Annotated in this window: 24 protein-coding genes; 15 read left to right on the forward strand and 9 right to left on the reverse strand. The window is 71.4% G+C overall.

All coding sequences use genetic code 11. The features are described 5' to 3' along the window. Positions 1-47 precede the first annotated feature (47 nt). Positions 48-734: a hypothetical protein gene (locus OV090_RS45420; protein WP_267711239.1), complete on the reverse strand. Its 687-nt coding sequence runs from the start codon at positions 732-734 to the stop codon at positions 48-50. A 673-nt stretch (positions 735-1,407) separates the two neighbouring features. On the opposite strand from OV090_RS45420, the gene OV090_RS45425 reads away from it, so the two are divergent. Both OV090_RS45425 and OV090_RS45430 read left to right on the forward strand, forming a co-directional pair. Beyond that, positions 1,408-2,250 carry a DUF1554 domain-containing protein gene (locus OV090_RS45425; RefSeq protein ID WP_267711241.1) on the forward strand — a complete coding sequence of 281 codons (843 nt, stop codon included), beginning with the start codon at positions 1,408-1,410 and terminating at the stop codon, positions 2,248-2,250. A 219-nt stretch (positions 2,251-2,469) separates the two neighbouring features. Then, the gene (locus tag OV090_RS45430) at positions 2,470-3,300 is read left to right on the forward strand and encodes a PfkB family carbohydrate kinase (protein WP_267711242.1); all 831 of its coding nucleotides are present in this window, start codon (positions 2,470-2,472) and stop codon (positions 3,298-3,300) included. A gap of 57 nt (positions 3,301-3,357) precedes the next feature. Here the strand turns inward: OV090_RS45430 and OV090_RS45435 are convergent, their stop codons facing one another. Beyond that, a complete protein-coding gene (locus tag OV090_RS45435) occupies positions 3,358-3,588 on the reverse strand; it encodes a hypothetical protein (protein WP_267711243.1) in 231 nt (76 codons plus the stop codon). A 609-nt stretch (positions 3,589-4,197) separates the two neighbouring features. Here OV090_RS45435 and OV090_RS45440 point away from each other — a divergent pair. Genes OV090_RS45440 through OV090_RS45455 form a run of 4 tightly spaced genes read left to right on the forward strand, consistent with a single transcriptional unit; the run spans position 4,198 to position 7,730 of the window. Next, positions 4,198-4,887, forward strand: a complete 690-nt coding sequence (locus OV090_RS45440; protein WP_267711244.1) for a hypothetical protein — start codon at positions 4,198-4,200, stop codon at positions 4,885-4,887. Between the two features lie 2 nt (positions 4,888-4,889). Beyond that, the gene (locus tag OV090_RS45445; RefSeq protein ID WP_267711245.1) at positions 4,890-5,372 is read left to right on the forward strand and encodes a sigma-70 family RNA polymerase sigma factor; all 483 of its coding nucleotides are present in this window, start codon (positions 4,890-4,892) and stop codon (positions 5,370-5,372) included. Between the two features lies 1 nt (position 5,373). Further along, positions 5,374-6,108: a DUF4384 domain-containing protein gene (locus OV090_RS45450; protein ID WP_267711246.1), complete on the forward strand. Its 735-nt coding sequence runs from the start codon at positions 5,374-5,376 to the stop codon at positions 6,106-6,108. Further along, positions 6,105-7,730 (forward strand): caspase family protein, encoded by a 1,626-nt coding sequence (locus OV090_RS45455; protein ID WP_267711248.1) that lies wholly within the window; start codon positions 6,105-6,107, stop codon positions 7,728-7,730. The genes OV090_RS45450 and OV090_RS45455 overlap by 4 nt, the downstream gene beginning before the upstream one ends. A gap of 108 nt (positions 7,731-7,838) precedes the next feature. On the opposite strand, the gene OV090_RS45460 is transcribed toward OV090_RS45455, so the two are convergent. After that, on the reverse strand, positions 7,839-8,783 hold the full coding sequence (locus OV090_RS45460; RefSeq protein WP_267711249.1) for a LysR family transcriptional regulator: 945 nt from the start codon (positions 8,781-8,783) through the stop codon (positions 7,839-7,841). A gap of 101 nt (positions 8,784-8,884) precedes the next feature. Between OV090_RS45460 and OV090_RS45465 the strand changes: the two genes are divergently transcribed. The 5 genes from OV090_RS45465 (at position 8,885) to OV090_RS45485 (ending at position 14,213) form a co-directional block, all read left to right on the forward strand. Then, entirely contained in the window at positions 8,885-10,339 is a 1,455-nt protein-coding gene (locus tag OV090_RS45465) for a DUF1585 domain-containing protein (RefSeq protein ID WP_267711250.1), read from the forward strand. 13 nt (positions 10,340-10,352) lie between these two features. Continuing rightward, positions 10,353-10,988 carry a hypothetical protein gene (locus OV090_RS45470; protein ID WP_267711251.1) on the forward strand — a complete coding sequence of 212 codons (636 nt, stop codon included), beginning with the start codon at positions 10,353-10,355 and terminating at the stop codon, positions 10,986-10,988. Between the two features lie 19 nt (positions 10,989-11,007). Then, positions 11,008-12,492, forward strand: a complete 1,485-nt coding sequence (locus tag OV090_RS45475; RefSeq protein ID WP_267711252.1) for a hypothetical protein — start codon at positions 11,008-11,010, stop codon at positions 12,490-12,492. Between the two features lie 114 nt (positions 12,493-12,606). Continuing rightward, complete coding sequence (locus OV090_RS45480) at positions 12,607-13,617, forward strand: DUF4003 family protein (RefSeq protein ID WP_267711253.1); 1,011 nt, start codon at positions 12,607-12,609, stop codon at positions 13,615-13,617. A 179-nt stretch (positions 13,618-13,796) separates the two neighbouring features. Continuing rightward, positions 13,797-14,213, forward strand: a complete 417-nt coding sequence (locus tag OV090_RS45485) for an STAS/SEC14 domain-containing protein (RefSeq protein ID WP_267711254.1) — start codon at positions 13,797-13,799, stop codon at positions 14,211-14,213. Positions 14,214-14,250: 37 nt separating this feature from the next. Here the strand turns inward: OV090_RS45485 and OV090_RS45490 are convergent, their stop codons facing one another. Then, positions 14,251-15,126, reverse strand: a complete 876-nt coding sequence (locus OV090_RS45490) for an NAD(P)H-binding protein (protein ID WP_267711256.1) — start codon at positions 15,124-15,126, stop codon at positions 14,251-14,253. An 86-nt stretch (positions 15,127-15,212) separates the two neighbouring features. Between OV090_RS45490 and OV090_RS45495 the strand changes: the two genes are divergently transcribed. Then, complete coding sequence (locus tag OV090_RS45495; protein ID WP_267711257.1) at positions 15,213-16,154, forward strand: LysR family transcriptional regulator; 942 nt, start codon at positions 15,213-15,215, stop codon at positions 16,152-16,154. Between the two features lie 53 nt (positions 16,155-16,207). Beyond that, entirely contained in the window at positions 16,208-16,795 is a 588-nt protein-coding gene (locus OV090_RS45500) for a hypothetical protein (protein ID WP_267711259.1), read from the forward strand. A 153-nt stretch (positions 16,796-16,948) separates the two neighbouring features. Here the strand turns inward: OV090_RS45500 and OV090_RS45505 are convergent, their stop codons facing one another. After that, a complete protein-coding gene (locus OV090_RS45505) occupies positions 16,949-19,312 on the reverse strand; it encodes a DUF4215 domain-containing protein (RefSeq protein WP_267711260.1) in 2,364 nt (787 codons plus the stop codon). A gap of 337 nt (positions 19,313-19,649) precedes the next feature. On the opposite strand from OV090_RS45505, the gene OV090_RS45510 reads away from it, so the two are divergent. Next, positions 19,650-20,909, forward strand: a complete 1,260-nt coding sequence (locus tag OV090_RS45510; RefSeq protein WP_267711261.1) for a hypothetical protein — start codon at positions 19,650-19,652, stop codon at positions 20,907-20,909. Positions 20,910-20,957: 48 nt separating this feature from the next. On the opposite strand, the gene OV090_RS45515 is transcribed toward OV090_RS45510, so the two are convergent. The 4 genes from OV090_RS45515 to OV090_RS45530 all read right to left on the reverse strand — a co-directional run bounded on the left by OV090_RS45515 (position 20,958) and on the right by OV090_RS45530 (position 23,682). After that, complete coding sequence (locus tag OV090_RS45515; RefSeq protein ID WP_267711262.1) at positions 20,958-21,464, reverse strand: hypothetical protein; 507 nt, start codon at positions 21,462-21,464, stop codon at positions 20,958-20,960. Further along, complete coding sequence (locus tag OV090_RS45520; RefSeq protein WP_267711263.1) at positions 21,448-21,660, reverse strand: hypothetical protein; 213 nt, start codon at positions 21,658-21,660, stop codon at positions 21,448-21,450. Before OV090_RS45520 ends, OV090_RS45515 begins: the two co-directional genes overlap by 17 nt. Positions 21,661-21,681: 21 nt before the next feature. Next, positions 21,682-22,284, reverse strand: a complete 603-nt coding sequence (pdxH, locus tag OV090_RS45525; RefSeq protein WP_267711264.1) for a pyridoxamine 5'-phosphate oxidase — start codon at positions 22,282-22,284, stop codon at positions 21,682-21,684. 63 nt (positions 22,285-22,347) lie between these two features. Next, positions 22,348-23,682, reverse strand: a complete 1,335-nt coding sequence (locus tag OV090_RS45530; protein ID WP_267711265.1) for a trypsin-like serine protease — start codon at positions 23,680-23,682, stop codon at positions 22,348-22,350. A 135-nt stretch (positions 23,683-23,817) separates the two neighbouring features. Between OV090_RS45530 and OV090_RS45535 the strand changes: the two genes are divergently transcribed. After that, entirely contained in the window at positions 23,818-25,416 is a 1,599-nt protein-coding gene (locus OV090_RS45535) for a PEGA domain-containing protein (RefSeq protein WP_267711266.1), read from the forward strand. Positions 25,417-25,479 lie beyond the last annotated feature (63 nt).

Consider the following 25,479-nt stretch of genomic DNA (forward strand, 5'->3'; position numbering starts at 1 on the left):
AGGCCTCGCCCGGGTCGTCGGCGACGACGGCGAACACCTCGCAGGGGTCACGGCAGGAGGCTCTGGGAATCGACGACCCAGAGTCGGTCCTGGACGGCGAAGTTGAGGAGGAGGTATCTCCCGTCGGGAGAGGCGTCGAGCCGAGGGCTCGTGCCGGAGAAGCTGTAGTCGAAGCTGGCGACCAGCTCGAGGGTGGCCAGGTCGATGATTGAGATGGCCTGCGTGCGGACCACCAGATGTGAACCGCCCTGGATGACGGCGACGCTGCAGTCCTTGCCGCCGATCGGCGTCTTCAGCGACGCACTCCGCACGGGCTGCTTCTGCTCCGGGTTCCACAGCGCGATCTCTGCCCGCGTCGTCTGCGTCTGTGTCCACGTGACGATCTGGTTGCCACGCACCGCGACGGCGTTGCCCGTGCCGCGCCACGACGGACGGGCCTTTCCTGGCTCGCACGCGAGGACGGCGAAGACATACGGCGTCTTCTTCTCCGCGGCGCTGACGAGCCAGCGCCCGTCCCCGGACCATCGCAGCTTCGCCTCGTCGCCGACCTTCGGCATCGCGGACTCCCCGGAGAGCTCGGGCAGATCGAAGATGCGCGGCTGGGCGTCGGAGTCGGGCGAGACCTCGCCGCCGACCGCGGCGAGGCGCCGGCCATCCGCGGTCAACGCCAGGCCGGCGATCGCCGCGAACGGCATCGTCCGCTGCTGGCCTGGTCTGCCGTCCGGCTCGAACACGACCAGCTCGCTGGGCGCTCTGGCCGACCCGCCGCGGCTGCCGACAAAGACCGTCCCGTCCTCGCCGAGCGCGCACGCGTATGGCCATACGACCGGCCGTTCCCATCGCGGGGACTCCCCCTCGAGCTCCCAAAAGCAAGCGGCGCTTCGATTCGACGAGCTCGCGGGCGCAGAGCGGCCGGGCCGAGCGCCAGCGCAGTCCCGGAGCCTGTACTACGGCGCAGCCGCGTCAAACTGCGAGCTGACGGCCTCGTCGTGGCTGCCCCTGATTGCGACTACGATGATTCGATGATCGCTTACGACGAGCAGGGTACGCTGAAGGCGCGCGGCAGACCATCGAGGAATGAGAGCGACGGCGAGGGCCTCGACCCGGGGTATCATCACCACACCACGCCCTCGATTCCAGCGAAATCACCACATCGCGCGAACCTCATCCCATCCGGCATTTCCTGTCTCTCGGGGCATGTCACCATCGACCCCCGAAGCCCGGAGCCAGGCCACCACCTGCGGGCTCTGCAGCGAGCGCGCCCGCCGCGGATCGGCCTCGCAGCGGCCGTGTCCGCTGGACTCTCCGCGTCCTCCGCGGCATGGTGCCCGGGTTCACATGAAAACCGCTCACACTTACAGCATTCACCGCCACGTTACCGTCCTCGGCCTAACCCTCTCGCTCGTGATGTCTGCCTGCGGCGGCGACAGCGGCGACAGCACCGGCTCGACCTCCGACACCAGCGCTGCCACCACCGACGGCACCGCCACCACCGCGCCTGCGACCGACGGCACCACCGCGCCTGCGACCGACGGCACCACCACGACCTCGACCGACGCCACCACCACCTCCACGCCCACCACCGGCACCTCGACCGACGCCACCACCGCCACCCCCACCACCGACGCCACCACCGACGCCACGACGACGACCACCACCGGGGGACCTGTCGAGCCCTCGATGAGCTTCTTCGTCTCGAGCACGGGGAGCCCGACCGGCAACCTCGGCGGTCTCGAGGGCGCCGACCAGCGCTGCCAGGATCTGGCCGACGCCGTCGGCGCGGGCGCCAAGACCTGGCACGCCTACCTCAGCGTCGAGAAGGGCCCGGACGACCAGCCCATCCACGCCAAGGATCGCATCGGTCAGGGCCCCTGGTACAACGCCGACCTCGTCCTGATCGCCGGCGACCTCACCGAGCTGCACGCCAAGGACGGCGACGCCTCGCTGTTCCTCGACGAGAACGGCGAGATGGTCCCCGGTCAGTGGGTCGGCTCGCCCACTCCCAACGAGCACGACATCCTCACCGGCACCAACAAGGACGGCACCGTCACTGCGGGCAAGACCTGCGCCGACTGGACCTCGGAAGATCCGGCAGTGTTCGCCCAGGTCGGCCACTCCGACGGCCTCGGCCCCATGGGCAACGACGCCGAACAATACCGCTCGTGGAACTCGGTCCACGAGAACGGCGGATGCCACGACACCGCCCCGAAGGGCGGAGCCGGCCGCGTGTACTGCTTCGCCGTCGATTGAGACCCCGCGACCGCGCCGCACGCGGCCCGACTCGCCTCCTCGCGCCCACCGCGGAGGCGAGTCGCCCGGGGTCACCATTGCGATCCGGCTGACGAATACGCGACCCCCGAGCCTGCCGCACTCACCGCTCCGGTCGCACCGCGCTTCGCACCCGCGCCCCTCGAAGCCGAGTCGCACATGCCGCTCGACGCTGACTCGAGTCTGGTCCACGATCGCCCCATGCGCGTCGCCGTCATCGGGCACATCGAGTGGATCGAGTTCGTGCGAGTCGCCCGTGTGCCGGCCGCGGGAGACATCGTCCACGCCCTCGATGCCTGGGAGGGCCCGGGAGGCGGCGGCGCAGTGGCGGCGGTGCAGCTCGCCCGGCTCGCCGGTGAATGCACTTTTTTCACCGCGCTGGGCGACGACCCTCTCGGCGCCCGCGCCCGCGCCGAGCTGACCGCGCTGGGCCTGCAGCTCGAGGCCGCAGTCCGCCCGGTCCGCCAGCGCCGCGGATTCACGTACGTCGACGACGCGGGCGAGCGCACGATTACGGTGATCGGCGGACGACTCGCGCCCGTGGCCGCCGATCCGCTGGCGTGGGACCTGCTGGCCGCCGTCGACGCGGTCTACGTGACGGCCGGCGACCCCGACGCCCTGCGCCTCGCCCGGCGTGCGCGCAAGGTCGTGACGACCGCGCGGATCTTGCCGACCCTGCAAGCCGCCGGGATCGTGGTCGACGCGCTCGTCTGCAGCTCGCGCGACCCCGCGGAGCGCTACGCCGCCGGCGACCTCGACCCGGCGCCACGGCTCGTCGTGCGCACAGCCGGCAGCGCCGGCGGCAGCTACGAGGTCGACGGCGACTATCGACAATACGCAGCCGCCCCGCTGCCGGGACCGGTCGTCGACGCCTACGGCTGCGGCGACTCCTTCGCCGCCGGTCTGACCTACGCCCTCGCCGCCGGCGCGAGCGCGGACGAAGCCGTGCGCCTCGCCGCCCGCTGCGGCGCCGCGGCCCTGACCGGCCGCGGCCCCCACGACGGCCAGCTGCGCCGCGCGGACCTGCAGTGATTTCGTCGCCCGCCGGACCGCGGGCGACGAATCATCATTGCCCGGCACGCGCGCCGCTCATTGCGGATTCAGCACGATCGTGAACGCGAACGTATCACCCGAGATGCCGCACTCGACCCCCTGGTCCGCGTGCCGCACCTCGACCACGTACTCGCCCTCCGCGACCGGGATGGCGAGCGACTCCCCGGTCTCGAGCAGCACCTGCGGCGCGCCCTCGAAGCTCACCCCGAGCTCCGCGAACGCCCGCTTCGCGCACCACACCCCGTGGCCCTCGTCCTCCGGTTGCATGTCGCGCAGCGGACACAGCCCGACCACCTTCTCCAGCGATCCAGAACACCTCCGGTGTCCCCTCGCAGTCGAGGTCGATGCGGAAGTCGGGCGCCATCTCCACCGCGGCCGCAGTCAGGATGCAGCTCGCGTGCAGCGAGCCCGTCCAGATGTTCGCCGGGAGGTCCAGCCACGGCGTGTAGAGCTCCTCGATCGCGCAGGCGCTCGCCCGCGCCCTGACTCATGCCCCCCGCGAGCAGCGGCGCCTGGAACCCACACCATGACTCTTCGCCCACCGACCTCCTCGATCGACGCGAGCAGAACGCCCTCGCCGCGCAGCGATCCGCGACCGGTCACCGAGCATTGACAGCGCGCCATTCAGCGATCGCCACCAGCAGCACGTCACGGGGCTCTGCTGTTCGCGTAGTCGCCTCGTGATGCCCGGCGACCTCCGCTGACCGTGCAAATGGACCGTCTCGTGGCGCGCGCGATCGCTACCCCGCCAGTTTCACGTCTTCGACCTCGACAAGGCGGCAGGTGCGGAGCAATGTCACACGCCGAGTGATGCCCAGGCACGAGGGGTCACGGTCCTCAAGCAATGCCGACCCGGTCGGCACGACAAGGAACCCCATGCGCACTCACACCTTCATCACTGCCCTCACCCTCCTCGCTGCCGCGCCCGCCTGCGACGCCAACGTCGACGCCGACTATCAGGGTGAGCCGCTGCTCACGCTCCGGGGCGAGGTCGCCAAGCCGGACAAGGCGCCGACACAGGACCTCGAGGTCGTCGTCGCCTGGTTCCCCTTCAAGATCAGCGAGAACTACATGGTCGCGCAGAAGGCCGCGATCGAGGGCAGCTTCCCGGCCTCGTTCGCCCTCGACCTCTATACCGCCCCCGACGCGAGCATGCTCAGCGAGTTCGACGAGAACGACCCGGGCTTTGCGATCGCCTACATCTTGGCCGTCCCGGCCGGGACGGACCTCGCCGAATTCGGCGGCGAGGAGGAGCCGCCGGTGGTCGGCGTCGTCGAGACCCACCTGCTCGTCTACGCCGCGGGCGACCTACCGGAGGACCACGACACGGTCACGTTCGGCATCTTTCCCGAGCCGCTGAAGGCCGGCTTCCACCTGATCGAGGCCACCCCCAAGACCGATGCCGAGCTGGAGGCGATCTACGAGTGCGAGGCGGATGCCACGACCATCGAGGAGGATGTGGCCTGCGGGCACCCGCACGACACCCTGGTGCCGGTGCCGTTCGACGCCCCGCTCGTCCTCGAGCTCGGCGACATCGACGAGCTCCACTTCCCGGAATTCATCTGAACATGCCCGCGCTCACCCCCACGGTCGCGGAGCTGTACCGCACCTACGGCGCGAGCGCCCTGCGCCGCGCTCGCTCGATCCTCGGCGACGAAGCGCGCGCGCAGGACGTCGTGCAGGACACCTTCGTCTCGCTGCTCGCGCGCCCCGAGCAGTTCGCGGGGCGCAGCGCCTTCAGCACCTGGCTGTACAGCGCAGTGACGCACCGCTGCCTCAACACTCTCCGCGACCAGGGGAACCGGGCGCGCCTGCTCGATCGCCACGCCGACGCCGCCGCTCCGAGCGGCGGCCACGGCGGGGCGCCCGAGGAGCTCGCCGCAGTGCGTGCGCTGCTCGTGCGCCTCCCCGCCGAGCTCGCCCAGATCGCCGTCCATTACTACATCGACGGCATGACCCACCACGAGATCGCCGAGGTCCTCGGCTGTTCGCGCCGCCGGATCGGCACGCTCCTCGAGAGCCTCCCCGGCCACGCCCAGGAGATCCGCTGACATGCAACGCGCCTTTCAACGCCCCTCCGGCTGCCTCTCCGACCTCGTGATCGATCGCCTGATCGTCGGCGAGCTCGACGACGCCGCGCGCGTCGAGGTCCTCGGTCACGCCGCCGCTTGCACGTGGTGCACCGCGCGGATCGCCGAGCTCCGCGGCGAGCAGCAAGCCTTCGCGGCCGGCCCCGTCCCGCTCGCCTTGCACCGCCCGAAGCGCCGCATCCTCGGCCTCTCCGCAGCGCTCGCGGCCGCCGCCGCGCTCGCCCTCGTCTTCCTCCCCGATCGCTCCGGCCCCGAGCCCGAGCCCGCGCCCGAGCTCGAGGACGTCGTGCGGACCAAGGGCGCCGCGCACGTCGGGCTCTACGTCGAGCGCGACGGCAAGCTGTCGCCGCTGCTCTCGGGCGAGCACATCGTCCCCGGCGCGCGCGTCCAGCCGACCTACACCACCACCGAGCCCGGCCACCTGGCGATCTTCGGCATCGACGGCGCCGGCCGGGTGCAGCGGCACTACCCCGCCGACGCTCCCGCGAGCGCGCCGGTCCGGCCCGCGCGCGACGAGCCGCTGCCGTTCAGCCTCGCCTTCGACGCCACGCCCGGGCGCGAGCGCCTCGTCGCGGTGTTCTGCGAGCAGGCCTTCGACACCGCGGCGCTCGAGCGCCGGCTCGCCGACGACGTCGCGGTCGAGCCCGGGCCGGGCTGCACCGTCGACCGCATCGACCTGCACAAGGACGAGCGATGATCGGCGCGGCCCTGCGCCCATGGTTCGCCGGCGCGATCGACAGTCACGCAGTGCTCGGCGCGCGCGTCCTCCCTGCGCTCGCGCTCGCCGGCACCCTCGTCGCGCCCGCGCTGGCTGCGGCCGCGCCGACGCGCTACGCCCTGATCATCGGCAACAACCTCGGCGACGCTCAGGACGCTCCGCTGCGCTACGCCGAGGACGACGCGCGCAAGGTCCACGACGTCATGCGGGCCCTCGGCGACGTCGCGCCCGATCGCAGCGAGCTCTTGCTCGGCGAGGACGCCGACACCGTGCTGCGCGCGGTGGCGCGGATCAACGACGAGATCCGCGCCAGCCCGGAGCGCGACGAGGCGATGCTGTTCGTCTATTACTCCGGCCACGCCGACGCCCGCGGCCTGCACCTCGGAGCGACCACGCTCGACCTCGGCCTGCTCGAGCGGATGATCCGCGGCTCCTCGGCGGGCATGCGCCTGCTCGTCCTCGACGCCTGTCGCTCCGGCACGATCACGCGGGTCAAGGGCGCGACCGCCGGGCCGCCGCTGCAGGCGCGCGTCCGCGTGCGCCCGGCCGGGCAGGGCGTCGTGTTCCTGACTGCGAGCGCTGCCGGCGAGGACGCGCAGGAGTCCGATCGCCTGCACGGCGCCTTCTTCACCCACTACTTCGTCTCCGGCCTGCTCGGCGCCGCCGACAGCGACGGCGACGGTGCGATCGCCCTCGACGAGGTCTACAAGTACGCGTACGACGGCACGCTGCGCGCGACGAGCAAGACCTTCGCGGGCATCCAGCACCCGACCTACGCCTACGAGTTCCGCGGCCAGGGCGAGGTGGTCCTGACCACGCTGCAGGCCACGCCGGTCAACCACGGCGCGCTGGTGCTCCCGGCCGGGCGCTCCTTCCTCGTCATGCAGGGCGACGCCGACGGCCCGGTGATCGCCGAGGTCGACGCCCAGGCGCGCGCGCGCAAGTTGGTGCTGCGCGCCGGTCGCTACTACCTGCGCGGCCGCGGCGAGGACGACCTGATCGAGGGCAACGTCAGCGTCGCGCCCGGCCGCACCCACGCGCTCGCGGCGTCGGAGCTGCAGTCGTTCCATTACGCCCGGATGGTGCGCAAGGGCGGCAGCGACCGCCGCCTCGCCCACGGGCCGCAGGTCGGCTACCTGCTGGCCACGCCGCTCGACCAAGGCCGTCTGTGCCACGGGGTGCAGGTCGGCTATCCGCTCGAGGCGCGCCACTTCAGCGTCGTCCCGCAGGTCAGCTGGTGCCGCGGCGGCTTCACCCATTCGCCGCTCAGGGCCACCACCGACCACGTCGAGCTCGGCGCGCGCCTGGTCCACGCCTGGGACCTGCGCGGCGTCAGCATCGACCTCGGCATGCACGTCGGACTCGGCTGGCTGCTGCAGCGCTTCGAGACCCCCGGCGTCGCCGGGCCGCGCACGGGCTTCGCCGGCCGCTTCGGCGCGACGACTGCCCTCACGGTCGACCTCGCCGCCGGCGTGTACCTCGGCCTGACCCTGACCGGCGGCTTCGCAGTGCTGCGCCGCGACCCCGGCCCGCGCCTCGCCGACGCCTGGACGGTCGTGCCGAGCGCACAGCTCGTCGCCGGCCTCGGCAAGCGCTTCTGACCGCGCGCGGCGCGAATCACATCACATGTCCATTCAGACATATGGATATTTTCGCGAGCACCGGAGCTCGCCACCCGTTCGCGGCCGCGAGCGTCCGTTCGGGTCGGGCTACGGCGCGACGCGGCGCGGCGAACCACGCCGCGGTGGCGGAGCGGCGGAGCGGGTCGCGTCGCGTTCCGCCGTGTACCGCGCGACATCCGCGAAGAAGGCGCGCAGCACCGGACTCTTGGCGCGCTCGGGCAGGAACAGCGCGATGATCTCGATCGAGGCGCCGATGTCCTCCGCCAGCACCCGCACCAGAGCGTTCGACGCCAGGTCCTCGAACACCAGGTGCATCGGCAACAGCGCGACGCCGAGCCCCTCCAGCGCAGTGACCCGCAGCAAGGGGAGGTCGTTGGTGACCAGCCACGGGCGCACCGGCAGCGAGGTGCCGCGGAGCTGCGGCCACGTCATGAGCCCCTCCACGCCGCGTGGACCGGACAGCACCACGTGCTCCGCCAGGTCTTGCGGCTTCGCCAGGGGCGGACGGCCGGCGAGATAGGCCGGGCTGGCGACCGCGATGAAGCGCGCCTCCCCGACCTTGCGCCGCATCCACGGCAGCTCCGGCGGCGCCTCGGTGGTGATGATCGCGTCGAAGCGCTCCTCGACGAGGTGAGGGCGCCGCTCGGTCACCACGATCTCGATCTCGACGGCCGGGTACTGCCGCTGAAAGTGCCCGAGCAAGTGCCCGAGGAACGCCCCGCCGAGGCCGGCCGGCATGGCGAAGCGCAACCGTCCGCGCATCTGCCCCGCGTCCGCCCGGACCGAATCCGAGATCGTCCGCAGGTTGGCGAGCAGTCCCCCCGCCTCCGTCGCCAGCCGGCGCCCGGCCGCGGTGAGCGTGAAAGTGCGCGTGTTCCTCTCGGCAAGCACGACATCCAGGTCCTGTTCGAGCCGGGTCAGGCGGCGGCTCACCGTGCTCCGGGGCACGCCGAGTTCGGTCGCAGCGGCGGTCAGGGAGCCGGTGCGAGCGAGGACCAGGAGGGTCGGCAGGTTGGCGAGCAGGGCGTCCATGGCCGTGATTGTACTGGAGCATCGGCGCACCACAGAAGCGCTTCCATGTCGCGTAGTCGCTACTCGCCTCGTGGCGTACTCTGTGCTCGGACGACTTCCCCATGCAGGCACCGACCGTCTTCATCGTTCGCGCGCTGTCGAGGCACCTCGGGTGTCTCCTGGCGTTCGCCGGCGTCAGCCTCGCGACCACCGAGGCCTGGGCCAGACCCACCGGCCCGCGCGCCTTCTGTGAGACCTACGCCGACGCGCCCGAGTGCATGGGCCGCAGCATCACGTGCAACAAGTGCCACCTGTCGACCCAGCCGGTCGCCTGGAACGCCTACGGCGGGGCGCTGTTCGCCGCGCTGAAGGGCGCCGAGTTCGACGCCAACGTCGCCTCGGCGCTTCGGTCGATCGAGGACGAGGACAGCGACGGTGACGGCCTGAGCAACCGCGAGGAGATCGCGCTCGGCACCGACCCCGGCGATCCGCTGTCGCAGTGGATGCCGCGGCCGACGCCCGAGGGGGCCGAGAACCCGAGCTTCGCGATCGGCGAGTACGATCCGGCCTTCGCCTACAAGCGCGTGCGCCTGCTGTTCTGCGGCGCCTCGCCCTCGTACGAACAGACGAAGAAGTTCGCCGAGCAGGGCGGCGGGGCCCAGCTCGAGGCGATCCACGACGCGCTCGCCGAGTGCCTCGAGTCCGACTTCTGGATCGACGAAGCGCTCGCCTCGCTCGCGCACCCGAAGATCCGCCCGGTCAAGGCCCTCGGCCCCGACACCGACGTGCTCATCAGCGGCTACAAGATCACCCTCGCCGACTACCAGTGGGACTACCGCCTGTGGCAGTACCTGCTCTCCGGCGACCGCGACGCCCGCGAGCTGCTCACCGCGCAATACCACATCAACCGCGACGACGCCGGCAACTGGAAGAAGGTCGACGGCATCATCTCCAACCCGCCGATGGGGTTCGGCGGCGGCCAGCTGCTCGCGCCGGAGCACCGCGCCGGCATGCTGACGACCCAGTGGAACCTGCTGCTCAACATCATGTTCGCGGCGGTCCCCCGCGTCGCGGCCGGGCACGCCTACCGCGAATACCTCGGGCTCGACCTGTCGCTGAACCAGGGCATCAAGCCGGTCGCGGGCGAGCCGCTCGACATCGACGCCAAGGGCGTCGACGCTGCCGCGTGCGCCCAGTGTCACTCGACGCTCGACCCGCTCTCGTACGCGTTCGCTTACTACGAGGGCATCGACCTCAAGCACCTGAACCGCACCGGGACGTACCGCCTCGAGCGCCCGGCCGAGCGCATCCCCGGGTGGGACGAGGCGCAGCCGGAGTTCGTCGTGCTCGACACGAAGGTCGACAGCCTCGTCGACCTCGCCCGCGAGATGTCGCAGTCGCGCGAGTTCCAGCGCAACCTCGCCAACGTGTTCTTCGTCTACGCCATCGGCCACGAGCCCGTGCCGGACGAGCTCGAAGAATTCGACGCGGTCTGGACCGCGATGCCCGCCGACGGCTACTCGGCCAACCGCCTGCTGCACCGCCTCGTCGACACCGACGCCTTCGGGATCCCCTGAAAGGAGCACGACGATGATCACGCGCATTCTCCTTCATTCCCTCCTGCCGGCGCTGGTGCTCGCGAGCGGCTGTCGCGACGGCGGCAGCGGCGACGGCGGCACCACCGAGGACACCGGCTCCGACGAGGTCCGACAGGCCCAGCGCGGCGAGCTGCAATGGAAGCGCAACGCGGCGCTCCAGCGCGACCTCATGCGCGCGCTCGAGCTGCCCGAGGACGGCGTGTGCAACGAGCTCGGTCGGGGCTCCTGCACCCGCGAGATCCACCACATCGCCCTCGGCGCCGCGGACCCGCTGCGCATCGGCCTCTACGAGCCCTTGCCCGACACCCTGGTGTCGACGCCGATCGTGCTCGATCGCGTGGTCATGAGCGCCTGCGTCAACCGGGCCAACCTCGACCAAGGCGGCGCGCCGGTGGTCTTCACCGATCTCGACTTCGGCGCCCAGGCGCCGGCCGAAGGCGACGACGCCTTCACGGCCACGGTCACGACGCTGTATCGCCGCCTGCTGTCGCGCGACCCGGAGCCCCACGAGCTGACGACCCTCGGCGGGCTCGCCGTCGACGACGCCGGCAAGCCGGTCTCGGCCCACGACTTCGCCGTGCTGACCTGCTTCGCCATCGGCACCTCGAGCGAATTCTTGTTCTTCTGAGCGACGGGAGCAAAAAGCCATGACCACCAAAATCGGGCGACGACAGATGCTCCTGGCGATGGCCGGAGCGATGGGTACGACCGCGCTCGGCTCGGCGCTCAGCCGGGCCACCGAGCGCGAGGGCAGCACCGCGGACAAGGACCGCAAGCTGCTGTTCATCCTGTGCGCCACGGGCGGGGCGAGCATCGTCGACAGCTTCCTGCCAGTGACCCGCACCGAGGTCGACGACGACGCGCTGGCCGACACCCTCAACGTCTACGACGACGCCAAGATCATCACCCCGACCGGGAGCAACATCCGCTGCCCCGGCTACGTCGAGCCCGTCGGCCTGCTCGGTAACCTCTACGAGCTCGGCTACGGCCTCGATCCCTTCCTCGCCAAACACCACCGGTGGATGACGGTGCTGACGCAGGAATGTACCAGCGTCAACCATAACGTCGGCCAGTACCGCTCGGTGACCGGCGCCGGGATCAACCGCGGCCGCACGCTCATGGAGGCGATGGCGCTGCGCCACGGCGAGGACCTGATCATCCCGAACTGCAACATGGCCAACGACGGGTACATCCAGCCGGGCATCGACGCCTCGCTCCCCGCGTTCGCGCAGGCGGAGATCATCGCCTCCCCGCTCGGCTTCGCGGCGGCGATGGACGGCGTCAAGGGCGTGCTCGGGGCCCCCGACCGCGCGCTGGTGGAGCGCGCGCGCGGCGTCCGCGAGGAGCTCGACGACGCGTCGATGTTCGGCAAGACGTTCGCGGGCAGCCCGAGGCGGCAGCGCTTCCTCGGCAACCGCCGCGAGGTGCAGCCGCGCCTCGAGGCCGCGAAGATGATGGACCGGCTGACCCTCCTGCCGGCCGAGCTGCTCGACCCCAAGTACGGCGTGATGTCGAGCCCGCTGCTGCCGACGCTCGCCAGCAAGTTCTCCAACTTGCTGGTCGACCCGTGGGAGTCCCAGGCGGCGCTGTCCGTGCTCCTCGCCTACTACGGCCTTTCGTGCGTCAGCACGATCGGCCTGCGCCAGGAGCCGACCTTCGGCAACGAGAAGCTGATCACCACCCCGATCGCCTTCGACTTCTCGCACAACGACCACCGCATGGCCCAGTACTTGATGTGGGGCCACGTCCTCAAGGCAGTCGACGCGCTGGTCGACCTCCTCCAGCAGCTCGACTACCTCGGCGACCCCGCGCTCGGGAAGATGTGGGACCGGTCGCTGATCTACGTCGCCACCGACTTCGGCCGCGACAAGACGCGGCCCGCCAAGGCGGAGTCGTGGGGCACCGGCCACTCGCTCAACAACGGCACGCTGATCGTCTCGCCGCTGCTCAAGGGCAACCGCGTGTTCGGCGGCATCGAGCCGACGACCTGCGAGACCTACGGCTTCGACGGCAGCACGGGTGATTCCACTCCGGGCCTCAATTGCTCCGAGGGCCACATCTACTCCGCGATCGCCCAGGCGCTCGACATCGAGTTCCCCGAGCGCATCGACATGTCCGCGCTGCTCGCCTGAGCCCGCGCCCTGGCGGATCCGCGACACCCCCGATCACGCAGGTGTGCCCGGTCGCACGACGCGCGCAGCTCGCCGGCCGGCCGCCGCGCGCCGGACGGGGGTACCCTTGCGCGCATGCCGTTTCGCAACCTCGATGGTGACCCCGGCTTCGTGGTGCCCCCCGACCCGCTGGCGCGCTTCGACGAGCTGTTGACCGCGCTCGACGCCGGCCGCGGGTGGATGCAGGACAAGGTGGCGATTCGCCTGGCCGCGATCACCCTGCTCGTGACCCCGGGCGACGCCAAACGGCTCGCCGCGTCCACCCGCACTGGCAGCGCGGTGCTCGGCGAGCGGCTCGGGTGGTTCTCCGGCGTCGACGAGTCGGTGCGACTGGTCATCGCGGCCCAGCTGGTCAAGGCCGACGCGCACCCCGAAGAGTTCCTCGACGATCTCGAGCGCGTGCGCCAGATGTTCCGCGCCGACGGCCTGCGCCGCGGCGGCGTCTACGAGGTCCTCGCGGTGCTGGTCCTGCGCCGCCTGTTCGGACGGATCGAGCACGAGCACGTCGAGCGCCTCCACGGCATCTACGAGGCGATGAAGGCCCATCACTGGTGGCTGACCGGACCCGAGGACTTCCCGGCCTGCGCCATGCTGGTCGGTCGCCCGGAGGAGCCCGCGGCGATCGGCACCGGCACCGACGCGATCTACAAGGCCCTGCACGAGCAGGCCGGCCTGTCGCGCGGCGATCCCCTGCAGACTGCCGCCCACATCCTGTACCTCGGCGGCGTCGAGGCGCCGGTGATCGTCGAGCGCTTCAGCGGCCTGCTCGCGGCCTTCCGGGCCGCCGGCGCGAAGATCGGGACCCGCGAGTACGACGAGGTGGCGATCCTCAGCTTCGTCGCCCAGCCGGCCGCGAACATCGTCACCACCGTCCGCGAGCTCGAGGCCGGCCTGCGCACCCGCCTCAAGTGGCTGAGCGAACGCGACGCCCTCAGCCTCGGCGCCAGCCTGGCGTTCGTCCGCCTCGTCGGCGCCTCCGGCGAGCTCGGCACGCTGGCCGACGCCAAGCTGCTCCTCGACATGCAGACGATCGTCACGGCCCGCCAGACCGCCTCGATCGCGGCGATGAGCGCAGCGACCACCTGAGCACTTTGATCCTCGGTGGATCTACCCGGTCCATTGCCGCCCCTACCGGGTCCGCAGACGAGCCGAGCCCGGACGACTCGGCGTATACGGCGATCCACCCGGCGCCGGTGATCGACGACGTCGGTCGCCGGGGTCTTGCGCCATACGCCGGTCGTCGCCTTGTAGTATAGTGCCCCACAGTGACTGCGTCGACCTCGAGCGGGACCGTGCGACTGACGCGAGAGGGTGACGTCGTGCATCTGCAGATCTGCGGCTCGCTCGACCTCGAGCAGACGCGGCAGATGCTCGATCGCGTGGGGCAGGTCTCGCGCGAGATGGGCCGCGCCTACTTGCTCGCCGACCTGACGCAATTGGTCAGCATCCCGCACGATTCGCGGCGCGCCATCGGCGTGTGGAGCAAGACGCATCACGCCACCGCGGCCGCGCTGTACGGGGCCAACTTCGCCATGCGCACCGTGACGAGCCTGCTCTTTCAGGCCGTGCGCCTCATCGGCAACAAGCACTTCGAATTGGAGTTCGCCCGCGACGAGGCCACGGCGCGCCGCTGGATCGACGCCCATCGCGCCAGGCAGAGCGGTTTGCCTGTCGACGCATGACGTCGAAGCCGCGCGCGCCTGTGCGAGGCCGACCGGCCTACGACTGCGCTTGCGGCGGAGACAGCAGCCCGCGCAGCACCGCCTCGATCGACGTCTGCGACGCGACGTGGCGCCGCCCGGGCTCCCAGGCGATGCGCCCGTCGATGAAGCCCGTCGTCATCTCCTGGAACAGCGCCGCGACCGGCGGCGGCACCCCGAGGCCGCGCAGCGTCGCCGCCTGCTCCGTCGCCGGCAGGGCGACGAGCGCCGGCCGGTGCCCGGTGATCCGGCCGATCGCGTCGGCGGTCTCGTTCGGCGTCACGGGCGAGCCGAGCTCGACCACCGCGCCGTCCTCGGTCGGACCCTCGAGGAGCAGCGTCGCCGCCAGGGCCCCGATGTCGCGCGTCGCCGCCGACTGCAGCGGGAATTCGGGCGGGAAGAACGTCACGAGCTTGCCCTCCGCGAGGGTGCCCAGCGACGCCGCGACGTTCTCGTGGAAGTAGCCCGGGCGCAAGAACGTCGCCCGCGTGCGAGGCAGCCCGCGCAGCACCTGCTCGCCGCGGTGGACCCCGACGATCGGCCCGGTCCCGGACGGCTGGCTCGCGCCGATCGACGACAGGAACACCAGGTGCGGCAGCGCCACTGCCTCCGCCGCCGAGCGGAACGCCGCGAGCAGCCCCGCCTGCCAGGCGAACACATCCGGCGCCGCCAGGTTCGGCGGTAGCAGCACGTAGGCGCCCTTCGCCCCGGCGAACGCCCGGGCCAGCGCGTCTGCGTCGCCGAGATCGGCCACCGCCACCTCGGCCCCGCGGGCCGCGAACGCCTCGCCCCTCGCCGCGTCGCGCACGACGACCCGGACCCGCTCCCCCCGCGAGAGCAACGTCTCCGCCGCGACCTTGCCCGTGTGCCCCGTGACTCCGCTGATGACGTACATGATCGAGTTCTTTGCCTCCGCGGCTCAAGCTAACGCCGCCGGCGACATGCTCCCAGTGCAGCATGTACACTCGCGGCATGCATGGCATGCACGACGAACCGAACCTCGCCGCGCTCGACCTCAACCTGCTCGTCGTGCTCGAGGCGCTGCTCGCCGAGCGCCACGTCGCGCGCGCGGCAGGGCGGGTCGGCCTGTCGCCCTCGGCCACCAGCCACGCGCTCGCCCGCTTGCGGCGGCTGCTCGGCGACCCCCTGCTCGTGCGCGACAGGCAGACCCTCGTGCCCACGGCGCGCGCCGAGGCCCTCGCGCCGCGCCTCGCCGACGCCTTGACCTCGGTGCGGTCCGTGCTCGCCCCGCCGCCCGCGTTCGACCCCGCCACCGCGCGGCGGAGGTTCGTGCTCGGGCTCGCCGACTACGCCCAATTCATCCTGCTGCCGCCGCTCCTGACCCGCCTCGCCGAGACCGCCCCGCACGTCGACCTCGTCGCCCGCGACTTCCCCCTCGAGCGCCCGCTCGAGCGCCTCGACGAGCTCGACTTCCTCGTCGCCCCCGACCGCAGCCTCGCCCGCGCCGACCCCCTCGGCCCGCACGTGGGCGCCGGCCTGCGCGAGCGCCGGCTGTTCCGCGAGCGGTTCGTCTGCGTCGCCCGCCGCGACCATCCGCAGATCGGCAAGAAGCTCGACCTCGCGACCTTCGTCGCCTTGCCGCACGCATTCATCGCACCGCGCGGCACCCCCGGCGGCGTCGTCGACGACCTGCTCGCCGAGCGCGGCCTGTCGCGCCGCGTCGCGCTGATGGTCCAGCACTTCCTCGTCGCACCGCACGCCGTCGCCGGCTCCGACCTCGTGATCACCCTCGCCGAACGAGTCGCCCGCGCCTTCGCCACCCACCTGCCGCTGACGATCCACGAGCCGCCCCTGCCGATCCCCCGCTTCTCCATGCAACTCTACTGGCACGAGCGCCGCCACCTCGACCCCGCGCATCAGTGGCTGCGCCAACAACTGCTTGCGGTCAGCAAGGAGCTCTGACCCGCAATGGCGCGCATGGACCCCCCTGACTCCGTTTTGCCGGTTCCAGCTATATGCTCCGCTCGTTCTTCAGCCTGATTCGCAACCTCGGCGCAATGCTCAGCGGCCGGCCATCGCCGCAACGATGGAAGGAAGATCGCATGCGCGACGACCTGGACGACTTCCGCATCCCCTGGCGACTCGAAGGGGAACCCTGCGAGGTGTATCTTTTCCAGCGCTGGGGTGGATACAGTCATCCTGTGCTGCCGGGGGGCCCGCTCACCCTCGAGGCGTCCCTACACAGCAGTTCCTTGTGTCGCGCCTACGTCCGTGAGTTCGGTGGAGAGCCGCTCATGGTCTGTTTCGCCTGCTATGCGGCGCACAACCGAGAACTGGATACGGGGACCGAATTGGCCCCCGGCTGCTACGCGGTCGAGGAAGCCGGCGACGGCTCGCCACATCTCGGCGTCCCGCTCGATCGTATCGCCGCAGCCATGTCGGGCCGCTTGTTCGTCGTCGAACAAAGACAGCCAGGCGGACCCCCGACGGCGGTCTTGCGCGAGCTGAAATGGGCCTACTCTTTCGAGTATGAGTATGATGCAAACGGCGTTTTGCAGGCGACGTTCGGCGTGAGCGAGGATGGACGTCGTGAGATTCCGTGAGCAGATCGCGGGATCTGCCCCAACCTGCCAATGTCCTTTGGGGAAACTAGGATCAATCGAGCAGGCAGGGCGAAACCGTGTCGAATCGTCGACCGTCGCCGCACGTGCTTCCGAGCACTCTAAAGTGCTCGGAAGCTCAGTCCTCAGCTCGACTCACTGCTCGAAGCAGTACAGCCGCTGCGTCGTCGAGCAGTTCGACGCGTTGACCAGGCCCGTGTTGCTCCAATTGCCGTTGATGATGTTGTTGCGGCCTTCGTAGCCGATCACGAGGAAGCCGCCGCTGGCGGTCCAGCCGCTGCAGTCTTCCTCGAGCGAGGTGCCGTTGGCGGCCGTGCCGGTCCAGATGTCGGCTTGCGGGGACATGTCGCCGAACTCGTTGATGTTGATCGGCGTGTCGATGGTGCCGTCGACGAGGTCGGCCCAGGTCTGGGCGACCTCCTGGCCGTTGAGGAGGGCGTAGCGGGTGGTCGACTTGATGAAGCGGCTGGCCGGGTTGCTGGTGTTGTTGCTGACCCATGCGTCCCAGGTGCCGCCGAGGCCGGCTGCGTTGGCGCGGGCCTGGCACTTGGCCTTGGCGCCGCCGATGCCGCCGAGGTTGCCGTTCCAGCTGGTGCTGGTGTTGAACACGCGCTTCGGCTTGGTGCAGTTGGCGTTGCAGAGGTCGCCGTTCTGGGTGTTGCCGTCGTCGCACTGCTCGGCGGGCGCGGGGCTGGCCTTGACGAAGCCGTCGCCGCAGGCCGCGGTCTTGCAGGTGTTGAGGCAGGCGTCGGTGTTCGAGCCGTTGCCGTCGTCGCACTGCTCGGTGCCCTGCTTGAAGCCGTCGCCGCACTTCGGCAGGAGGCAGGCCAGGGTGCAGGCGCCGGTGTTGCTGTTGTTCGCGCCGAGGTCGCACTGCTCGGTGCCCTGCTTGATGCCGTCGCCGCAGGTGGCCAGCTTGCAGGCGTTGGTGCAGGTGTCGTTGTTGATCGCGTTGCCGTCGTCGCACGCCTCGCCGGGGCCGACGAAGCTGTCGCCGCACACCTGCTTGGTGCAGTTGGCCTTGCACGCCTTGGTGTTGCCGTTGTTGGCGCCGTCGTCGCACTGCTCGACGCCGTTGCGGATGAAGCCGTCGCCGCACACCGCGTTCTTGCAGACGAGGGTGCAGGCGCCGGTGTTGCTGTTGTTGTTACCGAGGTCGCACTGCTCGTTCTTGCTGACCTGCTTGAAGCCGTCGCCGCACACCGGGAGGAGGCACAGGTCGGTGCAGCCGTCGTCCTGGTTGCCGTTCTTGCCGTCGTCGCACTGCTCGGCGCCGTCCTCGATGCTGTTGCCGCAGATCTCCAGGACGCAGGTGGCGCTGCAGCCGTCGTCGTCGACGTTGTTGCCGTCGTCGCACTGCTCGCCGGGGCCGGTGTCGCCGTCGCCGCACACGTTGGTCTCGCAATTGGCGTTGCACGCCTTGCCGGGGCCGTTACCCTCGCCGAGGTCGCACTGCTCGGGGGTCATGCCGAGGGTGTTGACGAGGCCGTCGCCGCACACGTTCTCCTTGCACGACGAGGTGCAGTCGCTCTGGTCGGAGTTCTGGTCGCCCTCGTCGCAGAACTCGTTGTTGACCATCTGCGTGAAGCCGTCGCCGCAGGCGGCCGCGGTGCACGAGGCGGTGCAGGCGTCGGTGTCGACCATGTTGCCGTCGTCGCACTGCTCGGTGGCGGCGACGATGCTGTCGCCGCAGGTGGCGAGGGCGCAGGCGTTGGTACATTCGTCCATGTCGTCGTCGTTGCCGTCGTCGCAGGCCTCGCCGGGGCCGACCTTGCCGTCGCCGCACACGTTCGGCTCGCACTCGCTGGTGCACGGCTTGTCGTCGCCGTTGTTGGCGCCGTCGTCGCAGGTCTCGCCGGGCCCGAGGATGCCGTCGCCGCACACGTTGGCCTCGCACGCCGCGGTGCAACTGCTGTCCGGGCTGCCGTTGTCGGGGCCGTCGTCGCACGCCTCGGTCGGACCCTTGTCGCCGTCGCCGCACACGTTGGGGGTGCAGTCGGCCTTGCACGCCTTGCCCGGGCCGTTGTCCGCCCCGTTGTCGCAGCCCTCGCCGCCCTCGACGACGCCGTCGCCGCACACCGCGTTGACGCCGGTGGTGTTGCCGTCGGTCTCGGTCGCGGTGCCGTCGGTCTCGGTGCCGGTGCTCGTCGTCGAGTCCGTGCCGGTGTTCGTCGTCGAGTCCGTGCCGGGGTTCGTCGTCGAGTCCGTGGTCGTGTTCGTCGTCGAGTCCGTGCCGGGGTTCGTGGTGCTCGTATTGGTGTCCGTCCCCGGGCCGGCCGTCGTGTCGGTGTCGGTGCCGGGACCGATGCTGGTCGTCGGCACGTTGGTCGTGGTGCCGGTGTCCGAGTCGGTGACCGGCGTGGTCGTCGTCGGCGAGGTGTCGGTCGCCGGCGTCCCGGTCGAGCTCAGGGTCCCGCTGCCCTCGGAGTCGCTGTCAGAGTCGCTCGACGCGGTGGCCGAGTCGTCGGTGTTGCACGCCGCGAACGTGAACAGATTCACGCACAACAGGGCCGTGGAGGGGGACAGACTATGTTTTTTGAGACGCATGCTCGCGATGGTTACGCACCGGGCCCCGAACCATCAACCGCAAAGCTGATTCATGCATCAGTTCGATTGTGCGCATGTGCCTGCTGCGCGGCCCATCGGCGCGCTCGTACGCGCTGCGACGCGTTCATCCCGCGATCACGCGGTCCGCTTGCGGAGACCCGCGCGGCAATTCTCGGGCGATCGAAGCGTGAATCGTACCTGTCCGCGGAGACATGTTGTCGCCTGGATGCCACGTTGACAGCGGAGGTGCTCCTGTGGTGCCGTGACGCGCGGTTCCAGGAGTCCCCCGATGCGTCGCCTTCTCGCGCTGACCCTCTTCACGGCCGCGTGCAACGGCTCGGGCGCCGCCGCCACCGAGACCGACCCGACCACCACCACCACCGGCGAGACCACCGCGACCACAGACACGGACGCGACGTCGACCGGCGCTCCCACCACCACCGCGCCGACGACCACCACCGCCGACACGTCGACCGGCGACGACACGACCGGCGCGGGCGCCGACGTGCCCGGCTGCGCCGGCGGCTCGTTCTTGCCTGTCCCGAAAGACACGTCGCTTCCGGGGCCGTGGCCGGTCGGCGCGCGCACTGTGACGATCGGCGGCCTCACGGTCGAGGTGTGGTATCCGGCCGAGCTCGGCAGCGAGGCCGGGCAGGAGAAGATCCGCTACGACATCCGCACCGGCCTGCCCGACGCCGAGCAGGGCAAGGTGCCCGACGCCGACAACCCGTGGCAGGACTGCGAGTGCTGGCAGGGCCTCCCGCTCGACGCCGACCACGGCCCCTACCCCGCGGTGATCTTCATCCACGGCACGGCCGGGTTCCGCTCGCAGTCGCTCGAGCACATGGTCCACTGGGCCAGCCGCGGCTTCGTCGTCCTCGCCGCCGACCACCCGGGCCTGTGGCTCAAGGACCTGCTCGGCTCGCTGTGCGGGGTGCCGATGGTGCCGCAGAACCTGGCCGACGACCTCGGCCAGCTCGTCGCGGCGCTGGCCGCCCCGGCCGGCGACCTGGCGTTCGTGGCCGGACACGTCGACGCCGAGCGGCTCGCCATGGCCGGCCACAGCGCCGGCGGCGGCGCGATCGCGGACGCGGGCGGCTCGGCGCGCGTGCTGATCCCGATGGCCGCCGGCGGCGTCGAGGCCGGCGCGGCGCTCGAGTCGACGCTGATCCTCGGCGCGCTGTCCGACGAGGTGGTGGCCTACTCGAGCCAGCAGGAGGGCTTCGAGAGCTCTCCCGCGCCCAAGCGACTGGTCGGCATCGCCGACGCCGGCCACCTCGCCTTCTCGAGCCTGTGCTCGCTGAAGAACACTCAGGGCCAGGACTTCTTACAGATCGCCCAGGCCAACGACGTCTGCGGGGCGCAGTTCGCCAGCCTCCTGTTCGACTGCAGCCCCGACTACACGCCCGACACGACCAGCTGGGAGATCACCCAATACGCGTCGTCGGCGGTGCTCGAGTCGGTGCTCCGCTGCACCGACGCTGCCGACAATTTTAATGAGTTGCAGGCGAAGTTCCCCGAGGTCGCGGAATTTCAGGAGGCGCTGTGAGGCCGCACGAGCGACGTCACTCGTCGATATGTCCCTGCGGACATATCATCAGTGCTCGCCGCGCGGCGGTCGCGGCTCGTTGCGCAGGCGGTCGCGGATCGCCTTGAGCTCGGCGACGACCAGCAGGTCCTTCGGGCGGCCGACCGACTCCTTGATCGTGATCAGGTGGTCGAGCGAGATGACCTTGCAGGTCGCGCCGAGGAACTCGAGTGGTTCGGCGGCGCCGACGAGCTCGGCGACGCTGGCGAGCGGCGGGACCTCGCCGAGGACGTCGAGTCGGCCGCTGTCGGTGACGAGGTAGAGGTTGCGATAGCGGGCGAGCTGCTCCGGCGTCGCGTCGAGCTCGCCGAGGTCGGGTCGAGTCGCGTTGCGCGGGTGCAACGGCCGCAGCGCGGTGAGGAGCCGGGCCATGTTGTCGGCGGTGAACAGCGCGGCGACGTCGAGGTCGTCGGTGTTTCGCGCCGAGCCGTGGACCGCGGCCGCCACCCCGCCGACGATCACGAACTCGAAGCCGGCGGCGAGCAGGCGCTGCAGCAGGTCAGGCGTGTCTTGCACGGCTCAGTCCTGCGCGCAGCAGCGCGATCGCTTGCTGCGTGCGGTGCTTTTGCAAGATCCGCTGCTCCGGCGTCAGCGCCAGGTTGCGCTCGAGCTCTGCCACGTCGATCCCCAGCTCGATCGCGCGGTCCCAGTCTGGCCCGTAGCTGGGCCAGTGCGCGCGGAAGACCGGGCGGAGGTCGATCGGTGCGTCCACTGCGCCAGAGTAGCACGGCGCTCAGGGCGCCAGCAGGGTGAAGCTCCAGCCCTTGTCGGTGCGGCGGTAGACGAAGCGCTCGTGCAGGCGGCCGTCGTGGCCGACCCAGAACTCCCACGCGTCGGGCTCGACCGCGTAGCCGCCCCAGTGGGCCGGGCGCGGCACCGGGGTGTCGCCGAGCTCGTGGGCGAGGTGCGACACCCCGTCGAGCACCGACTGGAAGTCCTCGATCGGGCGGCTCTGCGGCGAGATGATCGCGCCGAGCTGGCTCAGGCGCGGGCGCGTGGCGAAGTAGGCGTCGGACTCTTCGCCGGGCAGGCGGGAGACCGTCCCCTCGACGCGGACCTGCACGTAGAGCGCCGGCCACCAGAACAGCAGCGCCGCGCGCTGGGTGCGGTCGAGCTCGCCGGCCTTGCGGCTGTCGTAGTTGGTGAAGAAGCGCAGGCGCCCGGCCGGGTCGAAGCCCTTGAGCAGGACCATGCGGGCCGACGGCCGGCCGTGCTCGTCGGCGGTGGCCAGCGTCATCGCCTCGGGCATCGCCATCCCGGTCTTGGCCGCCGCGGCGAACCACTCCTGGAACAGGTCGAGGGGCTGGAGCTCGGGCTCGGGCTTGCGCACGGTCATCGCGCGAGGTTTAGCGCGAAACGCCGGGCCCGGCGGCCGCCCCGGCGGTGAGTCAGCGCTCGTTCATCCGCGCGCGCGTCTTGCTCTTCGGACATGGCCCATCCACCATGTCCCGAAGACCAGCCACAGAAGCCCGCCGCGGCCGTCGCTGCTGCGGCATCCGCAGCCCTCGCCGCCCTCGCCCGCGCCGCCGCCCGAGGCGCTGTCGCCCTCGACCTCGAGCACCACCGGCTCGGAGCGGGTGACGTGGCCGGCCGCGTCCTCGGCGATCGCCACCAGGGTGTGGCTGCCCGGCGCGAACTCGGCGGCGCCGAAGCGCCACTGCGGCTCCTCGTCGCGGGCCTGGACCTCGCCGTCGATCTCGAGCGCGACCTCGGCGACGCCCCAGCCGACGTCCTCGGCCGCGACCACCACCTCGACGACCGCGGTCGGCCCCGGCTGCGGGCCGGGCTCGGGGCTCGTGATCGCCACCGTCGGCGGGGTGTCGTCGGGGCTGGCGTCGAACGCGGGGCCGCAGCTGGTGCCGGCGGGCCCGGCCGGGGCGGCGGCGCAGGAGTCGGTCCAGGCGCCGACGCCCGCGCTGTTCGCCCGCGCGAAATGGTCGCAGCGGAAGTCGGGCCGCCAGCTGCCGTCGCTCGCGTGGCAGGGCGTGAGGTCGAGCTCGGCCTGTTCTTCGAGCCAGGGTATGGCCCGCTCGGCGTAGGCGTAGTGGCCGATCCCGCCGCAGCCGGCCGCGTGGACCGAGGCGACGCCGAACACCCGCCAGGTGTCGTCGACGGCCCTGAGCAGCGCGGGGCCGCCGGAGTCGCCGGCGCACACGCCCGGCTCGCCGAGGCCGCCGACCTCGAAGTAATCGGCGAGCACCAGCCGCACCGGCGCGGCCGCCCAGCGCTTGGGGCCGTCGCCGGTGCCCGACTCGGTCTCGCCGTAGCCGACGATCACCGCCGCGGCCTTGGGCGCCAGCAGCCCCGCCTCGCAGCCGAACGCGATCGGCAGCACCGGCACCGGCGCGGGGTCGGCGAGGCGGCAGAAGGCGAAGTCGACGGCCTCGCTGCCGAGCCCGCCGTAGTCGGGGTGGACGCGGCAGAATTCGGGCTCGACGACCTGCGCGGGGGCCGTGGCCGACTCACCGAAGCCGACCTTCATGCCGGTCGCGCCGCAGTGCGCGGCGTACAGCACGAGGCGCGGATGCACGAGCGCGCCGGTGCAGCGGGTGCTGCCGTCGCTCAGCGAGACCACCCCCGGGAAGGCGCAGATCTCGACCTCCTCGCCGCCGAAGATCGGGCTCGGGGGCGTCGGCGTGGAGGCCCGCGCGCCCGCCGCTCGGGCCTCGCCGGCGAGCGCCACGGCCACGCTCGCCGCCGCCGAACACACCCAGCCTCGTCCCCATCGCAGCATCGCGCGCGAGGATGACACATGAGCTTACCGGGGGGCAGCGCGGCGCGACAATTGCTGACGCTGCGCGACGAGCGAGCGTATCATCGCGCCCCGGCCAGCCGCGGCCGGACGACCCCCCGCCGCTCGGAGATGTCGATGCCCGTCAGCCTCTCGTGGCTCCTCCTGACCCTCGCGACCGCCGCGGCCGCCGAGCCCGCGGCCACGCCCCCGACCTCCGAACCCGCGCCCGCCGCCACGCCCGCGCCCGCCTCCACGCCCGCCCAGGCGCCCGCGACCGCCGTCGAGGCCGACGCGCGCGCCGAGCAGGCGGCGGCGCTGTACGGCCAGAAGAAGTACCTCGAGGCCGCGCAGCTGCTCGAGGACCTGTGGGCCAGCGTGCACGAGCCGCGCGACCTGTTCAACGCCGGTCTGGCCCGCCTCGCCCTGGGTCACCGCGCGCACGCGATCCGCTACTGGGAGATCTACCTCCAGCAGACCGGGATCCCCGAAGACGGCCGCGAGCAGGCCGAGAGCCGCAGCAAGAAGGCCCAGGCGGCGGCGACCGGGGTGCTCGTCCGCATCGCCCCGTCGGCGGTCGCCGAGCTCGGCGCCACGCTGACGCTCACCCGCGTCGACGAGGACAAGGACAAGCGCCCGCCGCTGGTCTTCGAGCTGCCGCCGCGAGCCCCCGAGTTCACCGCCGGCGGCAAGACGCTCTACGTCGACCCCGGCAAGTGGCAGCTCAAGATCAGCGCGCCGACCTACGCCGCGTCGACGCGCGACCTGACCATCAAGCCAGGTGCGCCCGGCTTCGTGCTCGACGTGGCGCTGGCCAGCGACCCGGCGTTCCGCGCCGCGACGTTCCAGGTCGGTCCGAACGAGGCGATCGCGGCCGGGGCGACGGTGTCGCTGAAGAAGATGCAGCTGAACGCCGAGCCGGTGCCCTGCCCGCTCGACGGCCAGGGCCGGTGCGCCGTCCGCATCGAGCCCGGCGACTGGGAGGTCACGGTGCAGGCCCCCGGCTATCAGCGCTACGTCGAGAAGGTCACCCTCGGCGCCCAGCCGACGGCCACCTTCGCGGTCGCCCTGGCGCCCTCGCTGACGCCCGCGCCGGCCCCCACGCCCGCGCCCGCCGAGGCCGCCGCGACGCCCACGCCCGCGCCCGAGGCCGCCCCCGCGCCGCCGCCGGTGCCCGAGCGCGTGCCGAAGAAGACGCGCATGCGCCTGTCGACCGGCCTCATCGTCTCGGGCGTGCCGGTGTTCATCACCGGCCTCGCGCTCGCGGTCCACGGCAGCAACGTCTACGACGAGAAGAAGCTGACGAAGGTCGCCAACGGCGAGCTGTTGCCGGCGATCCGCCTGCGCTCGGCGGGCTCGGGGCTGATGGGCGTGGCGGTGGGCCTGTGGGCCACCGGCCTGACGGCCGAGTACGACGTGAAGCCGTGGGTGTGGTGGACCGAGCTCGGCGTCGGCGCGGTCGCGCTGCTCGCCGGCGGGGTGTGGGGCGGCGTCTCGACCGGGCACTGGAACGCCAACGACACCGCGTCGCTGGTGTGCACCAACAACGAGGGCATCGACTGCTTCACCGCCCATCGCCTCGCCAGCGGCTTCTTCCTCGGCCTCGGCGCCGGCGCGGTCGCAGGCGCGACCACGGGTCTGCTCGTGCAGCGGTTCAGCCTGAAGAAGCAGCGCGTCAGCTTCGCGCCGACCTTCGGCGCCGGCCAGACCGGCTTCGTCCTCCAGGGGCGGTTTTGAACGCTCGCAACGTGTGAGTCTAGGCCGGCGCGAGCAGGCGGTGGTGCGACCCGCCGCTCGGTT

The organism is Nannocystis sp. RBIL2 (genome assembly GCF_026626745.1).
In the GTDB taxonomy this organism is placed as follows: domain Bacteria; phylum Myxococcota_A; class Polyangia; order Nannocystales; family Nannocystaceae; genus Nannocystis.